The organism is Treponema lecithinolyticum ATCC 700332, assembly GCA_000468055.1.
GTDB classification, from domain to species: Bacteria; Spirochaetota; Spirochaetia; order Treponematales; family Treponemataceae; genus Treponema_C; species Treponema_C lecithinolyticum.
This window is the reverse complement of sequence record KI260564.1, coordinates 103857-119826: the sequence shown is the minus strand read 5'-3', so window position 1 is coordinate 119826 and position 15970 is coordinate 103857. Positions and strand designations below refer to the sequence as shown.

Here is a 15970-nt window from a genome sequence, read left to right as displayed (position 1 = left end):
GGGGGGGGGTAAAATCTTCCGAAAAACAGCTGCTTGAATTTGCTTTAAAAGCTGCGGACAATACAGTTTTGGCAAAGGATGTAACCGGTATAATCGATGAACTTTCAAAAACGGTATGTGTGATAGTACCTAACGGTACAGATGTAAAAAAATTAAAACCCAGTTTTGTTTTAAGCAACAAAGCCCGTGCTTTTGTAAAAGATGCTGCACAAGAAAGCGGAAAAACGGAAAATGATTTTACCCGCCTTGTACGCTACGGTATAACAGCCGAAGACGGTTCCAAGCAGATTTATATAGTGCAAGTTGAAGCCGAACCTGCTTCAGGTAAATTCAGCGGAAAAAAAATACTTACATTCGACTTCAAAAAAGACGTAAATCCTCTTTTGCCGGAAGATGTTAGCGGGTTGGTAGGCTTCTCAGGGGGCAGAGGACTTATCTTTATTAAATTCCCTGCAGGTACAACCGAGGCAACCATAAAATCACTTAAACCCACGTTTACTGCAAGTGCAAAAGCAAAGCTATCCATCGGCGGAGTAAAACTGGAAAACTCCAAAACAGCTGCGGATTTTTATAATTTAACCGATGGTACTAATGTTACAGTAACTGCAGAAAACGGCGACTCTAACGTATACAATGTGCCTATCGAAATCGATTTACCTAAAGCTCCCCAAAACGAAGTAAAAAAATATTTCGGATCGTATTACGGTACGGTACCGGCTTTGGGAGAGGTAATCATTGTTCTTGAATGGAATAAGGTTATTTTGTATTCAAAAACGATGAGCATGGATTACGTAAACATGGAATGGGAAAAAAGAGATAACGGTACTTACACGTGCACAACCTACAAAATGAATAAGCCGCAGATTAAAAATTTATTCGGTAAAGGCGGTTACGATTTTACCGAAAGTAACGAAAACGGCAAAACTAAAATTACGGTACACACCAATATTATGGCAACCGATACAACAGCGGTAAAAGGAGAGGATTTTGTGTGGACTGCAGAAAGCGGATATAAACCGGTAACTATACATATTTAGAATTAATTAGGAGGAATTAAAATGAAAAAAATTACAGTATTTACGAGCCTATGCTTTTTTACGCTTTTAGCCGTACTCACCGGCTGTAACAACGGTTCGCCCGATGTAAAACCGCCTTCCGGCGGAAATATTGAACAGCCCAAATCTTCGGAAAAGCAGATACTTGAATTTATGCTTGAAGAAGCAAAAATTATCGGATTGCGCGCTGACCTATACGGAAGAATCGATGAAACAAACAAAACCGTATCGGTAAAAGTACCGGCTGCTGCGACAGGTGTGAATAGAAAAAAACTTAAAGTGTCTTTTAAAGTCAGCAGTAAAGCAAAGCTTTTTGTCGATGCAGTCGAACAGGAAAGCGGAGTAACTGAAAACGATTTTTCCGGTGCTGCGGGCGTAACGTACACCGTTAAAGCGGAAGATGGATCACAGCAAAACTATACGGTAAAAGTGGAAGAAGCTGCAGAGCAATTGTTTTCCGATTTACCGGCTGATCAGCAAGCCGAAATTAAAACTTTATACGGCTACTATTGGGCGGACGACGGTAATAAAGCCGAGTGCCCTGCAATTAACAATGAAAGGCTCGCCGTGTACACAAACAATGCGTTTATGAGCATGGGATTTACAAACTTGCGCTGGAGCAGAATTTCGTCTTCTATGTGGGTGTGCTTTTCATACGCTGAAAATGATGATGAAGAAAAAAGAATTGTCTTTACTTTTATAAAAGATAACAAGGGTACGTTAAAGGTTTGGGATCAGATTTTGCGGATGGGAACCGATGCGTATGGACCGTATATAAAAGGAAAAGAGCCCGACAAGTTTGAAGAGGGCGGTAAAACCTATTACACTTATGACAAAGCTGCATACGACAAAGATCCTAAAAAATCTCCCAAGCTGTTTGAACCGAGAATGATATAACATGCTGCTGAATTTACGGAGAAATTAAAATGAAAAAAATTATATTAAATGCCTGTATATCGCTTGTTTTTTTTACCGTGCTCGCCGGTTGCAACAACGGTTTTTCCGCCGGTAGAAAAACGCCTGCCGGCGGAACGGGGGACAATAGCGGAAAGTTTATACCGGACGATATTGTCGAAAAGAAATTATCCGAATTGACTGCTGCTCAGCAAGCTGAAATTAAAAGCTTATATGGCTGTTATTGGCCGGGCGGAATAAAACAACAATGTGTTGAAATCGGCGACGATAAACTTATTGTATATTCGGTTGCTATGAGTTCCGGTTATGAAAACATCCGCTGGGCTAAAGTTTCATCTATGTGGATATGCTGTTCATACCTCAAAACCGATACCGATTACGCTCCGAAAGACAGAAGGGTTGCTTTGAAATTTCTAAAAGACGGCAGCGGCAATTTAAAAGTTTTGCAATATGTTGTTCCGATGGGTATGAAATCGGGACCGTTTAACAAAGGTAAAGCTGTTGAAAAAATTGACGAGGGCGGCAAAACCTATTACGTATACGATAAAAACAATTCCGCTTCTCCTAAAATGCTTAAGCCGATACCCAGATAAAAGGAGTGTGTTATGAAAAAAAATAGTAAGCGTACAGCTGTATGTACAGTTGTTTTTATGGGAATACTGCTTGCCGCATTGACTTCATGTCAAAATAATGCCGGTCCGCTTGACAATACCGGTACGCCGGACAACGGTTCCGGTTTACCGAATGCTTCCGGACCGTTGCTGTCGTTCGGGTTTGAAAAAAGATTCAACGATTTTTTGAGCGCCGACATAATTGGTACGGTCGATCAAAGCACAAAAACGATTACCGTAACAGTACCGGAAGCGGCATATAAAAAGAGTGACGGTCAAAAAGGAAACAGAAAGTTTAAAGCAAGCTTTAAACTCAGCTCAAATGCAAAACTGTTCAACGGTACAAAAGAACAAAAAAGCGGCGAACTGGAAGATTGGTTCATTAAAGACAGAGAATACAGAGTTAAAACCGAAAACGGCTCATCAACTATGTATAAGCTGTGTATTAAGATAGCGTACGCGACGCCGTCTATAGATCCTGCCGATGCCGAAACGCTAAAACAATTTTACGGCTCGTATTTTGGGAAACTGGATTTCGATCATAATCTTTATGATATCTGTGTTGTTTATGATAAAGATAAATTGATCAGCTATTCTCAAGCGATGAGTGCACGGTATACAAACATGCAGTGGGAAAAAAAGTCAAAAACTGAATGGGTTTGCACTGCGTATTCTAAAAAGGATTTTAAACGGAAAGAGGTAAAAAGTACGGTACATTTTAAAATCGGTTCCGACAATAAAATTACCTGTAAACTGATTGTAAATGCGATGGGTAATGCCCCTTCTAACGATATGCCGAAAGGTGCCGATTACGTTTGGGCTGCTGACGATGGAAAAGGTTTTAAAGAGCCAAACGAATCTTAATTAATGCTTTTTGAGCTATCGTCTGCCGGTGACAACGTGCGGCAGACGGTAGCACTGTACCGTGAAATAACAGATACCGTTGAATAAAGCTTTGTTTTTTGTTATGCTCGTTTTATGAGCTGGAAAATCAGTAACGGAAAGCAGCTGCGCATTGCCATATCCGGAAAAAGCGGGTGCGGTAATACAACGGTGTGCAAACTGCTTGCCGACAAACTTAATATAGGTGTAGTTAATTTTACTTTTAGAAACCTTTCCGAAGAAACAGGTTTAACGCTTGAACAAATTATAGAAAAAGCAAAAAACGACGATTGGTTCGACACTCAAATCGACAAGAGGCAAGTAGAATTGGCACTGCAAAAATCCTGCGTTTTAGGCTCGCGCCTTGCAGTATGGATGCTTAAACAAGCCGATTTTAAAGTATACCTTACGGCAGCCGAGCACGTAAGAGCAAAGCGCATACACAAAAGAGAAGGCGGCAGTGTGGAAAAAATAGCCGCTTTTACAAAAATGCGGGATGCAGAAGATTCTGAACGCTATAAAAAACTGTATAATATAGATAATGAAGATTACGCCCATGTCGATTTGGTTATAGATACGGAACGTTATACTCCCGAGCAAATAGTGTCTCTTATTTTAAAAGGTTTAGCACAAAAAAAATTAATAGAGCATTCAAGCGGTACCGATGACTGATAGTCTTTCTCCTTTACAAATCGCTCAATTCCAGCACGATATATTGGATTTTTACGAACGTCAGGGACGCGACTTTCCGTGGCGTCATACGGATGATCCGTATAAAATACTGGTGTCCGAAATTATGCTTCAGCAAACGCAAACCGAACGGGTGCTGCCCAAGTATACAGCGTGGCTTGAGCGCTTTCCCGATGTGCACACTTTATCACAAGCATCTTTAGCCGATGTGCTTTCGCTGTGGAGCGGTTTGGGCTACAATCGCCGTGCGCGGTTTTTGCAGCAAGCGTGTGCCTCATTAAGCATTTTGCTTAAACAGGGAAAAAGCTTTCCCGATACCCCCGATGCATTGGACGCGCTTCCGGGAATAGGAGCGTACACCGCGCGCGCCGTGTGTACGTTTTCTTTTAACAAACCCGAAGTTTTTATAGAAACGAATATCCGCTCGGTATACCTTTTCTTTTTTTATAAAGAAGTGCCGAAAGAAGGTATTGCCGACAAAGAATTGCTCGAACTTATAGAACAAACGCTGTACCGCAAAAATCCTAAAAAATGGTATTACGCTTTAATGGACTACGGCGCCGTTCTTAAAAAAAAGGTTGAAAACCCGTCGCGTAAAAGCCGGCACTATACCAAACAATCGCCTTTTAAAGGTTCGCTGCGCCAAGCGCGCGGTGCAATTATACGTGCTCTTGTGCAAAATACCGATAATGCCGACCGTGCCGGAACGGGTATTTCTTTGTATGATATACAAAAAAAAGAAAAAATAGACGCCGAACTTTTGCAAAAAGCCGCGTACGACCTTGTCGCAGAAAAGATAATAAGCTGTGATAAAAATCTTTACCGCATTGTCTGAACCGGTTGCGCCGTGTAATTTCCGCGCATTCATCAGCGCTGCCGGCTGTAGCGGCAGCTTAAAAACTTAAAATTCCAACCATTCGTTTTCGTTCGTTATGTACCATGATTTTAAAGGCTGTTTGGTAACACCGTCATACCAAGACACGCTTCCGTCTTTATTCAATACGGCAAGCATGTGTTCGGTTCCCGTTATTTTAAGCGGCAGTGCGGATGAGCGCTGCAGCAAAGTGTCCGTTCTTTCTGCAATATCGTAAGCGTGAATGTGCATTTTGCCTACGTTGGTAAACAATGTGCCGTTGTGTATCCACGTAAACGCATTTGCATCTTCATCAGCCCATCTGAAAATAGGGCTGTATTTTTTTGTTTCAGGATAGTAGGCGAATATTTCGGTTTGCCCTTTTGCCGATGCTTGCCCCCCGTTTGTACCGTTTGCATTTGCAGCCGAAAACTTTGCAGCGGAAAGTGCAACACCGTAAAACGGACCGTTTTCTGTTTTGTTTTGCGACAAAGAAAAAGCTACATCGGCTTCGGTATTTATTGAAACCGTCTCTTTTGTTTTTGTATCCACTTGTACAATTGCGCCTTTCGGGTTGCTTGCTGCACTTTTTACCACGTATAAAAGTTCGGGAGTATACAGCAGGGCATCTTGAATACCGGTACCCGTATACGGCTGCGATACTTTGCCGCTTTGTAAATCAAATATTTTTACCTTTGTACTTCCTTCAACGTATACCAATTTATCGTGCTGTACGTGCAGGATTTGTATATTTTGCTGAGGGGTAAACAGGGTTTGTGAACCTTGTTCGTTTACCGATAAAACCGGTTTTTTTGTGTTTTTTGCCCACAGTATCAAAGTGCTTTCTTGCGGAATTATATCGGTGTAGCCGTTGTGCGAAAAAAAACTGTATACGGTATTGTCTTCATACGAGGATTTAAATACCGTTTTTGAAGTAAGAAAATAAAATAAACCGTCGTATTCGGCAATATCGTAGATTTTATCGTATATTCTGTTCGATACGGTGCTTACAGCGTAAGTTTGCGTTTCGGCTTGTGTATCTAATGTATATACCTCGCCAGAGCCGGTGCCTATGTATACGCTGTCATTTATTTTTATAAACGAAGTCGGCTTTTCTTTTTTTTCAAAAAATGCGGTTTTAACGATTAAGCCTTGCGGTTTTATACGACCATTTTCTATTTCCGTCATTTTTAACACGATGTTTTTACCATCAGTTTCTACATAATACAGATTTTTATCGGAAGGAGAAGTACACAAAAGCGGTTTTTTTGCTTGTACGCTTAGTTCAAGTTCTCCCGTATCGGCGCGGAAAATATAAATAGTATCGTTTTTTACACCGGCAAATAGGATGTTATCCGAAAACAAACAAGTTTGAGTTAAATCAGGCTCTATAATGCATTCGGTTTTAAGCTTTCCGTTTTTTAAATTGAGGTATGAAAGCTGTCCTGCAGGCGAGTATACAATACATGAATTTTCGCTTGCACTGGTCATAACAAATGAAGCCATATCTGCATATTCATTTGATTTTCCCGTAAGAATGCGGCCGTTTGAAGAATCCATAAACACAATGCCGTTTGTGTCGGACATACCGATAAGCAAAAAGCTGCCCTTAGCCGAATAGGCAAAAGAAGAAACCGTACTGTTTAAACGTTTAACCCATTTTCTAGTTTGATTTTTCCAATCCCATACGGAAATGCGGTATAAAGAAAAACCATCGGTTTCGACTACAGCGATATCGTTTCCATTCGGGTGAACGGAAAGCGCTGTTATGCGGTAATCGGATATTTGAAAATGCTCTCCGTTTTCCGGCGCCGTCCACTTTATAATAAAGCCGTCGTCCGAAGCGCTGTACACGGGAAAATCAAACGGTGTTGTGCGCGCCGATGCCATACAGCTTACCGAGCCGAAGTGGCTTTGCGGCGAAACAGTGATTTGTGCATTGACTGCGGCAATACAGCCGAAACATAAAAATAAAGCCGCACATAGCTTAATACGGATGTTGTACATTGTTTTAGCCTCTCTTTATGTTTTGAATAATACGGCTTATATCGCCGAACATACCGAATGCAAAAATAAGTGCAATAAAAGCCAAGCCTACAAACTGCGCTCTATACAAAGTAGCAGGTTTTACGTTTTTGCCTCGGACGGCTTCCAACAAAGCAAAAAAAACGGTGCTGCCGTCGAGTACGGGTATGGGTAAAAGGTTCATTAAAAAAAGCGATACATTGATTAAAGCTAAAAAGTTAAAAAGGGTTACCAAACCTGAGGCAAAACCTGCGGAAAATCCTTCTTTAGCGCTTTGTCCGAGCATTACGGTACCCCCTATGGGACCGGATACTGCTTGTTTTACATCGACTCCTCTAAACAATAAGCTTATGCTTTTAACTGTCAGTATAAAAAGCCTGCACGTTTCTTTAATCCCCTGTACGATTGCAGGAAAAAAAGCATAGGTTTTTGAATACACTTTTTTGGCTTTCCAATTTATTCCGCTTAAAATACCGGCGGCGCCGTCAAGCGGTGCACCGGATATTTTTTTTGCCGATTTTTCCGCCGTGTCTACAGTTAAAACCGTATCGTATACCGATCCTGACCGTTCATAACATATGCGGGCACTTGTTAATCCTTTGAGTATTTTGTACAGCTGTGCGGTATTGTTTATAGCCGTTCCTTCCGCTTCAATAATACGGTCGCCCGTTTGCAGTCCTGCTTTTTGAGCAGTGCTGTCTTCGTCAATTTGACTAATAACCGGATCTGTCCAACTTATTATGCCTATTTTACCGGCGCCGCTTGTTTTATCAAGTTCCGGTTCAATATCAAAGTTGAGCGGTTGTCCGTTTCTTTCGACGCTGATGTGCAGCGTTTGTAAAGGCGACACCGCTACCGTTTCGGCTATGTCCGAAAAATAGGTTGTTTTTTTACCGTTTATTGCGGTTATACGGTCGCCCGTTTGTAGTCCGGCTTCAAAAGCTCGCGAACGGCTTTCAGGATATATTTCGTTTGCCGTAATGATTTTGTTTTCAGAGGTATAATAGTCGTAACCTACTGCGGCTATAAAGGATAAGCACATAACGGCAAATATAAAATTTGCAAGTGGACCTGCAAAAGCTATAAAGGCTCGTTTCAAAGGGTGCACGCTGTAAAATCCGTGTTCTTCGTAGGGAATGTGCTCAAGTTTTTGTTCCATTGCTTGCTGAAATGATTTTTCACCTTTCATGCCGCAATAACCGCCGAAAGGGATTAGCGACAGGCGGTAATCGGTTGTGCCGCATTTTTTATGCAGCAGTACCGGTCCCATTCCTACGGAAAAACTTTCTACCGTAACACCGCATATACGCGCGGCTATAAAGTGTCCTAATTCGTGAATAAATACTATAAAACTTAAACCAATAAGTCCGTATATTACAGTCATGCGTGTACTCCTGATAACAGGCGGGCTTTTTTGCGCGCTTCGCCGTCAAAATAAAAAACTTCGTCAAAATTATGCGCTTCGGCTGTCCAGTCGTGTTCAAGAACGGAGCATACTAAAGTGCTTATATCGGTAAAACCGATTTTCCGTTGTAAAAAAAGTTCTACAGCTATTTCGTTTGCCGCATTGTACGCGATAGTGTACGAACCGCCTTTTTTTTGCGCTTCGTATGCTGCAGTTAAAAGCGGAAAATCGTTAAAACGCGGCGGGTAGAATTCCATAGTTATACCGGCAAGCGCATCGGTGCTTTTTCCGCCTGTTGCCGTGCCCGCACCGTGTGCGCCGCCTGTCGCAGGTAAACCGATCCCGCACATCAAAGCGTCCAGTTTTTCCAGTGTGCTTTCAATCATGTTAGGCCAGCTGAGCGCCGACAAAATGGGGCGTTTCATATCGGGTTTGGAAACTTGCGCGTATAAATCGCCGTCTGTGGTACGTATAAATGAATGCACTAAACTTTGCGGGTGTATCGTAACTTGCACTTGCTCCGGTTTTATGTTAAAAAGCCGGCACGCTTCTATAACTTCAAGACCTTTGTTTGCAAGCGTTGCGCTGTCTATGCTTATTTTTTTTCCCATCTTCCACGTAGGGTGGGCGAGTGCTTGTTCAAGCGTTACGCTTTTTAACTGTACCGTGCTCAAATTGCGAAACGGTCCGCCCGATGCGGTTAAAATAACGGAAGCAAGGTTTTGCTTGCCGAATTTTTGTATAAGCGTAAACACTGCAGAGTGTTCCGAGTCTACCGGAATAATTTTTTTACCGGCTTTACTTGCACTTTGTGCAATCAAATCGTATGCCATAACAACGGTTTCTTTGTTTGCAAGCGCCAAATCCATACTGTTTTGCAAACACCATACGGACGGCAGAAGACCTGCAGAACCTGCAATACCGTTTACCGCAATGTCGGCGCCGCAGTTTTCGATTACACCGCGTATATCGTACCTACTGCCGTTTTCGGCACCTGACGCTGCAATACAATTGCATGAAAACTCGTGTGCCAATTTATTCAAAGATGCCGTATCGGTATGGGCAGTTAAACCGCATACACTAAAAAGGTTGGGAAACGATCTTATAATATCGAGCGTGCTTTTTCCGATAGATCCGGTGCAGCCTAAAACCAAAACCTTTTTTTGCATATCGAACTGCCTTGTTGCTTCATTTAGTTAAAAAGATTGATAACGATAAAATATACCGGAGCCGCAAATAAAATTGAATCTATGGAATCCAAAAAACCGCCTCGTCCGGGAACAACCGCTCCCGAATCTTTGCATTCGCCCGAACGTTTTATAACCGATTCGGCTAAATCGCCTGCTATGGAGGCTGCGGCAACGCACAAAGCGGTTATCGCAGCTTTTGCCGTATTGTAATTAAATGCGGAAAAAGCATAGGGGAAAAAATGATACACAGCTATGCCTACGGCAAGCGATCCTGCAATGCCTCCTGCAAAACCTGCAATACTTTTGTTCGGGCTGACGGCTATAAAGCCTCGGTTTTTTTTGCCGAACAGCATACCGAAAAGCCATGCAAACGAATCGCAGGAAAATACTAATAAAAAAAACAACGATATAACGATGTTTGCATAGGGCAAAACGGTTAAACGTGAAATATATGTTAATAAAAAACCGGTGTATACAATTGTAAAAGCTGAAGAACTTAATCGTGCAATGGCATTTTCAAACGATTTTACATTGTCCGGCGAAAATATTTCGTAAGTAAAACTTGCCAAAAGCGAAAGAATAAAGGCAAGCGATATCCATGTTTGCGATCTTCCGCCGATACACACAATCGCTGCCATAAGCGGACTAAAAACCGATGCTGCCATAACGATGCCTTTGGGCTGGCTGGGCATTTTGTGTTTAAGTATGCCGTGCACTTCCCACGAAGCGATAAGGGCTCCGGCTATAATTGCGCAGTGCAGCACAAGGTGTCCTGCAAAAGAAAACAGCGCTAAAGAAACGATTAACGGAACTCCGATAAAAAATGTCAGCAATCTTTGCAGTATTTTATTCATATTCCTCCCGTTAATCGGCAGCTCCGAAGCGGCGTTTTCTTTTTTGAAAATCAAGTACCGCTTTATAAAAGTCTTCCGGTGTATAATCGGGCCATAAAACATCGGAAAAATCCAATTCCGCGTAAGAAGCGTGCCACAGTAAAAAATTACTTAAACGTTTTTCGCCCCCTGTGCGAATAATAAGGTCGGCATCCGGCAATTCGGGAATGTCAAAAAAACGCGTAAACCCGCTTTCGCCGTTAATCGGCTCATTCGTTTGCTGCGCATGCATCATTTTTTGCGCCGCCCGGTATATTTCATTTTTTGCGCCGTAATTTATAGCTAAAATAAGGGTCATTCCGTTAAAATTCTTACTTTCATTTTCAACCGATTCCAATTCTGCGCACACGTCTTCGGGAAGCCCCGCTTTATCGCCCAAATGGCGTACCCGCACTTGTTCTTTTTTATAGAACTCGAATTCTTTTCGCAAGTGTATTTTCAAAAGGTTCATTAAAAAAGACGTTTCTTCTTCGGTGCGCTTCCAGTTTTCCGTAGAAAAGGTATACAGCGTTAAATACCGTATACCCATCCGGGCGGCTGCTTTTATTATTTCGCGTGCGCAACGTACGCCTTCTTTGTGACCGCTGCTGCGCGGCAGAGCGCGCTTTTGTGCCCAGCGCCCGTTCCCGTCCATGATAATACCTACATGAACGGGCAGGGCGCTTTTATCGATTGCATCAAAAGATGACATCAGCCTTCCATAATTTCTTTTTCTTTATCTTCGAGTATTTTATTTATATCGGCGATAAATTTATCGGTCGATTTTTGCAACGCTTCTTCTGCGGTTTTTAATCCGTCTTCGGTAAGGCTTCCGTCTTTTTGCATCTTTTTCAGTTCATCATTGCCGTCGCGGCGGATATTCCGTATGGCGACTTTACTGGTTTCGGCAATCGCTTTTGCTTGTTTTACCAGCTCTTTGCGGCGCTCCGAAGTCAGCGGCGGAATCGCAATGCGGATAATTTTACCGTCATTTGACGGATTCAATCCCAATTCCGACTTTTGCACGGCTTTTTCGATTTCGCTTACCAAGGATTTATCAAACGGCTGAATAACGACCGTCCGCGCTTCGGGAATGGAAATCGTTGCAACTTGATTTAAGGGTGTGCTTTGACCGTAATAGTCTACCCGTACTTTATCGAACAGGGCAGCCGAAGCACGCCCCGTTCTGATTGCATTGAATTCATCCTTTAACGCCGCAATGCTTTTATTCATCCTTTGAATACTTGCTTCGTTTGTGTCTGCCATAGGTTTCTCCGAATTATGCGCCTAACTGAAAATTCACTACCGTCAACAAGCCCAGCTTAACGCTGTTTTCTTTGCCGACTTGTTCCATTTTTTTGGCAACGGATACTTTATCGTCTTTTACGAACATTTGGTCCATAAAGCAAATATCCGCCAAGTGCTTGTTCAGTTTTCCTTGAACGATACCGGCTTTTACATTGTCCGGTTTGTCCAATTCTGCCGTTTGTGCGGTAAAAATTTCTTTTTGTTCGGCGATATATGCGGCATCCACATCTTCGCGTTTTAAATAGCGCGGTGCAAAAGCTGCAATGTGCAAACAGCAGTCAAAGGCAAATTGTTTTACCGTTTCGTTTTGTGCTCCGGAAGCAGGATCGCAGGATAAGATCACCACAACGCCTGTTTTTCCGTCGCTGTGTATGTACGAAGCATATACGGCACTTGAGGGAATGTCGGTCAGCGACACGCGGCGCACGGTCATGTTTTCGCGGATTTTGGTAGCTAAATCGAGCAGCATATCCGACAATTCCGCATTTACTTCGGTATAGCCTTTATCCAAAACTTTTTGAGCAATGGCTTCGCCTACCGCTAAAAAATCAGTATTTTTTGCAACAAAGTCCGTTTCGCAGGTAAGCTCTACTACGGCAACTTTTGAACCGTTCGATTTTATAAAAATGCGCCCTTCGCTGGTCGATCTTCCTGAACGTTTTTCCACTGCTGCAAGCCCTTTTTCTTTTAAAAGTTTTGCAGCTTCGGCGGCGTCTCCGTTGCATTCTACAAGGGCGTTTTTGCATTCCATCATGCCTGCGCCCGTTGCATCGCGCAACGCTTTTACTTCAGCGGCTTTAATTTCCATGTATATCTCCCGTTATTCGTATAATTTGTCTTCGTCTACCAAAGAATCGTCGCTTTCGTCGTCTTTATCTTCTTCTTTAGGTTCGGTAGGCGTGTAATTGCTGTAATCGATAATTTCTTCATCGTCGGTACGAACGGATGCGGTATCGGTAATATCTTCTTCGTCGTCTTGAAGGTTTTCAATAATTTTAAGACCGGTTTCGTTGTCCGCTTCGATAACGGCATTGGCGATAACTTGGGTAAACAGTGTTATTGCACGGATAGCGTCGTCGTTTCCGGGAATAGGGTAGTTGATCCCTTCAGGATTGCAGTTTGTGTCTACAACCGCTACGATGGGAATACCCATACGGCACGCTTCTGCAACGGCAATTTGTTCTTTATGCGTATCGATAATAAACAAAATACCGGGCAGTTCTTTCATTTCTTTAATGCCGCCCAAGTTTTTTTCGAGTTTTGCCTTTTCTTTTTGGATTGACGCGATTTCTTTTTTGGTAAGATTTTCAAACGTACCGTCAACTTCCATCTTTTCAAGCTTTTTAAGGCGCAAAAGCGATTTTTTGATGGTACTGAAGTTTGTCAGCATACCGCCCAGCCACCGGTTGTTTACGTAAAACATACCGCAACGTTCGGCTTCTTTAGCTATGGCTTGCTGTGCTTGTTTTTTTGTTCCTACGAACAGGACCGATTTTCCTGCCGAAGTTACTTTACGGACTGCTTCATACGCTTCTTTAATTGAAGCCATGGTTTTTTGCAAGTCAATAATGTGGATACCGTTTCTTTCCGCGAAAATGTATTTTTTCATACGCGGATCCCAGCGCTTGACTTGGTGACCGAAGTGTACACCGGATTCAAGCAAACTTTTCATGGTTACTACTGCCACGAAATGCTCCTTCATCGGAAAAGAATTTTTCTTTTCCCCAAACTCTGTTTCTCGTCAGTACAAGCCGTTCGGTAAAACAAACAGCCGGCTGCGGAAGATTTTTCAAGATTTTAACGATTCAACCGAAACGTTTAAAATCAGGACAAAAGCTGTGCTCAAAGACATAGCCTTGTTGTTTTATTATTTCATAAAATTCAAAAATAGGCAAGCCTATAATCGAACTGAACGAACCGCTGATGTGCGAAATAAAGCATTGGGCAAAACCTTGAATTTTATACGCACCGGCAGCCCCTTGCCATTCGCCTAAACTCAAGTAATGTTCTATATCGGTACCGCTTAAGACGGCAAAGCTTACAGTACTGACACACGAGCGCGACAGCGTTTTTCCGCTTTCCCGATTGTGTACGGCAATGCCGCTGATTACTTTGTGCGTTTTTCCCGAAAATGAGCGTAAAAATGAGGCAGCTTCGTTTTTATCTTTTGGCTTACCGTAAGCTTTGCCGTCAAATACGATGAGCGTGTCCGCTCCGACGATTAAGCGTGCATCGGTATACTTTTTGTGTGTATTTTCACTCACATTTACAGAGCCCGTGTTTGTGAGTGCCCTTGTATTTGTAAGTGCGGCAGCCGTACATTCAGCCTTTTGCACCGCAAAGTATTTGCTTACATCGTCGAGCTTTATGTTCGGCGGTATAATCTCTTCAAACGGCGGCGTATATTCGTAAAACGGAATGTGCAGCGAATGCAGTATGTTTTTTCGCTGTGCGGAAGTTGAAGCAAGGATCAGTTTTTCCATAATTTATTTTTTTTATCCTGCATGCGCTCTTGTATCAATTTTTTTATGTGCTGCAGCGAAAAACTGCGGTTTGTATTTTGCATTGAAGGAAACTTGTTAAAAAAGCGCTCGACTGCCGCGTGGCGCTGCGAAAACAATTCGATTTTTGCCAATATGCGATCCGATATTTCACCCTTGGCTAAACGGGAACGCAGTTTTACCGCTTCGAACATATCGCTTACGGACTGTGATTTAAACCATGCTTCGTTTTCGTAGCGCTCTTTTAAGTTTTCGGCAAAATCCTGCAAGCGGGTAATGTACTCGGTAAAGTCAACCACTTTGCGCAGCGTTAGCGCAAAATCGGCAGTAAAGACAAAACCAAAAGCGCATGCAATGTAAAAGCGAAGGGTAGAGGGCATACGCTCTACAAAAGCGGCAACTGTCGGATGTACAAATAAAACGGCGCTACCGCTTGCAAAAGTAAACAACAGCGAATTAAAAAGGCACACGCGTCCTTTTATATTAAATTTTTTATCCGAATAATCCCACCATTTGGTATGAAACAGCATTTCTAAAAGCCAGCCGGTAAGGTATTCTACCGCGCCTGTTATAAAAAACGACGCTGCATACAGTAAAAACACATTGTGTGCAAAAGGCTGCAGTAAACCAATTACCGACAGTGCTCCAATACCGTATACCGGACACCACGGACCGTGTAAAAAACCTCTGTTTACAAAACGGTGTGTTATCAGTGCGCAATAGCACACTTCACACATCCACCCCAGAGAACTGTAAAAAACAAATAAAATAAAAAGATCGGACAGCATACGTTTAATAATACGAGTGATACAGGATTCGAACCTGCCACCTTCGCCTCCGGAGGGCGACGCTCTATCCAAATGAGCTAATCACTCTGGCGTGAAAAAAACTTGACCGAAACGCTTTAGTTAAACGTTTCGGTCATTACTGTAAAATCAGTTGTTTTTTAACGAAAATAAAAGTTCTTTTGCTTTTTGGCGTACGGGAATAACGTAGCTGTAATTTGTTGCGATGGAAGCAACCGTTTCTACAAACGAACTTGAATTTTTTACCGTCGGCGCCAACTTTCCAAACGCATCCAATACCGAATAAGCAAGGCTGTCGGTAGGATTTAAAATTGAAAACCGTTTGTGAATCATTGCTATTTGGTCTACTACATCGTCATTGTTGTTAATGCCGATATTGCCCAGCGCATAAATTGCAGCCGAAAGCACCATCGGTTCTCCTTCGTCACGCAACAAGCGCATAATCGTATCTTTGCGCGCTTTAAGCTGTTCGTCGGAAAGACCGCTTGTTTGACCGAGCATAATGCACGCTTGGCGGCGTACTTCGGTGTAGTTATTCGTTTGCCGGCGTCCGGTGCGCGATTCGTTAAATACGCCTTCGCCTGCCATGTTTTGTAACGAAGCTTCAATCGCCGGAGAAGAGCGGCCCGCATCGAGGGCTGTTTTTATGTATTGCAGCGTGAGCAGTTTTGTTTCGTAATCGTCAACTTGGCTCATTTCGCTGATAATCATATCTTCATTTGAACCGAAATATTCTTCTTCAACGGTAACTTCAGAGCGCTTTTCTTCTTGGGCTGCAAGACTTGATAAAATCATACATGCCGCGGCAAAACACAGCGCCGTTTTGGATAATTTCATACATCCTCCTAATAGTTCAT

Annotated in this window: 17 protein-coding genes and 1 tRNA gene; 6 read left to right on the top strand and 12 right to left on the bottom strand. The window is 42.7% G+C overall.

Annotation, left to right across the window (positions count from 1 at the left end):
- The 6 genes from HMPREF9193_RS05165 to HMPREF9193_RS05140 form a co-directional block, all read left to right on the top strand.
- A partial coding sequence (locus HMPREF9193_RS05165; RefSeq protein ID WP_021687023.1) for an SGBP N-terminal domain-containing protein occupies window positions 1–1037 on the top strand: 1037 nt, incomplete at its 5' end.
- A 21-nt stretch (window positions 1038–1058) separates the two neighbouring features.
- Complete coding sequence (locus HMPREF9193_RS05160; protein ID WP_021687022.1) at window positions 1059–1952, top strand: SGBP N-terminal domain-containing protein; 894 nt, start codon at window positions 1059–1061, stop codon at window positions 1950–1952.
- A 29-nt stretch (window positions 1953–1981) separates the two neighbouring features.
- A complete protein-coding gene (locus HMPREF9193_RS05155) occupies window positions 1982–2563 on the top strand; it encodes a hypothetical protein (RefSeq protein WP_021687021.1) in 582 nt (193 codons plus the stop codon).
- A gap of 12 nt (window positions 2564–2575) precedes the next feature.
- On the top strand, window positions 2576–3445 hold the full coding sequence (locus HMPREF9193_RS05150; RefSeq protein ID WP_021687020.1) for a hypothetical protein: 870 nt from the start codon (window positions 2576–2578) through the stop codon (window positions 3443–3445).
- Between the two features lie 114 nt (window positions 3446–3559).
- A complete protein-coding gene (cmk, locus tag HMPREF9193_RS05145; protein WP_021687019.1) occupies window positions 3560–4135 on the top strand; it encodes a (d)CMP kinase in 576 nt (191 codons plus the stop codon).
- Window positions 4128–4988, top strand: a complete 861-nt coding sequence (locus HMPREF9193_RS05140; protein ID WP_021687018.1) for an HhH-GPD family protein — start codon at window positions 4128–4130, stop codon at window positions 4986–4988. The genes cmk and HMPREF9193_RS05140 overlap by 8 nt, the downstream gene beginning before the upstream one ends.
- A gap of 66 nt (window positions 4989–5054) precedes the next feature.
- Here HMPREF9193_RS05140 and HMPREF9193_RS05135 read toward each other — a convergent pair whose 3' ends face one another.
- The 12 genes from HMPREF9193_RS05135 to HMPREF9193_RS05080 all read right to left on the bottom strand — a co-directional run bounded on the left by HMPREF9193_RS05135 (window position 5055) and on the right by HMPREF9193_RS05080 (window position 15950).
- Complete coding sequence (locus HMPREF9193_RS05135; protein ID WP_040847619.1) at window positions 5055–7013, bottom strand: WD40 repeat domain-containing protein; 1959 nt, start codon at window positions 7011–7013, stop codon at window positions 5055–5057.
- A 4-nt stretch (window positions 7014–7017) separates the two neighbouring features.
- Window positions 7018–8415 (bottom strand): RIP metalloprotease RseP, encoded by a 1398-nt coding sequence (rseP, locus tag HMPREF9193_RS05130; RefSeq protein WP_021687016.1) that lies wholly within the window; start codon window positions 8413–8415, stop codon window positions 7018–7020.
- A complete protein-coding gene (locus tag HMPREF9193_RS05125) occupies window positions 8412–9605 on the bottom strand; it encodes a 1-deoxy-D-xylulose-5-phosphate reductoisomerase (protein ID WP_021687015.1) in 1194 nt (397 codons plus the stop codon). The genes rseP and HMPREF9193_RS05125 overlap by 4 nt, the downstream gene beginning before the upstream one ends.
- A 23-nt stretch (window positions 9606–9628) precedes the next feature.
- Window positions 9629–10480, bottom strand: a complete 852-nt coding sequence (locus HMPREF9193_RS05120) for a phosphatidate cytidylyltransferase (RefSeq protein WP_021687014.1) — start codon at window positions 10478–10480, stop codon at window positions 9629–9631.
- A 10-nt stretch (window positions 10481–10490) separates the two neighbouring features.
- Window positions 10491–11210, bottom strand: coding sequence for a polyprenyl diphosphate synthase (gene uppS / locus HMPREF9193_RS05115; protein WP_021687013.1), 720 nt, complete (start codon window positions 11208–11210; stop codon window positions 10491–10493).
- The gene (gene frr, locus HMPREF9193_RS05110) at window positions 11210–11764 is read right to left on the bottom strand and encodes a ribosome recycling factor (protein WP_021687012.1); all 555 of its coding nucleotides are present in this window, start codon (window positions 11762–11764) and stop codon (window positions 11210–11212) included. Before frr ends, uppS begins: the two co-directional genes overlap by 1 nt.
- 13 nt (window positions 11765–11777) lie before the next feature.
- On the bottom strand, window positions 11778–12614 hold the full coding sequence (tsf, locus tag HMPREF9193_RS05105) for a translation elongation factor Ts (protein ID WP_021687011.1): 837 nt from the start codon (window positions 12612–12614) through the stop codon (window positions 11778–11780).
- Window positions 12615–12626: 12 nt separating this feature from the next.
- Complete coding sequence (gene rpsB / locus HMPREF9193_RS05100; protein WP_040847617.1) at window positions 12627–13493, bottom strand: 30S ribosomal protein S2; 867 nt, start codon at window positions 13491–13493, stop codon at window positions 12627–12629.
- Between the two features lie 118 nt (window positions 13494–13611).
- Window positions 13612–14289, bottom strand: a complete 678-nt coding sequence (locus HMPREF9193_RS05095; RefSeq protein ID WP_021687009.1) for a Maf family protein — start codon at window positions 14287–14289, stop codon at window positions 13612–13614.
- Window positions 14277–15095: a putative ABC transporter permease gene (locus HMPREF9193_RS11025; protein WP_021687008.1), complete on the bottom strand. Its 819-nt coding sequence runs from the start codon at window positions 15093–15095 to the stop codon at window positions 14277–14279. The genes HMPREF9193_RS05095 and HMPREF9193_RS11025 overlap by 13 nt, the downstream gene beginning before the upstream one ends.
- A gap of 13 nt (window positions 15096–15108) precedes the next feature.
- Window positions 15109–15182: transfer RNA gene (locus HMPREF9193_RS05085), tRNA-Arg, on the bottom strand.
- A 60-nt stretch (window positions 15183–15242) separates the two neighbouring features.
- A complete protein-coding gene (locus tag HMPREF9193_RS05080) occupies window positions 15243–15950 on the bottom strand; it encodes a HEAT repeat domain-containing protein (protein ID WP_021687007.1) in 708 nt (235 codons plus the stop codon).
- Between the last annotated feature and the right edge of the window lie 20 nt (window positions 15951–15970).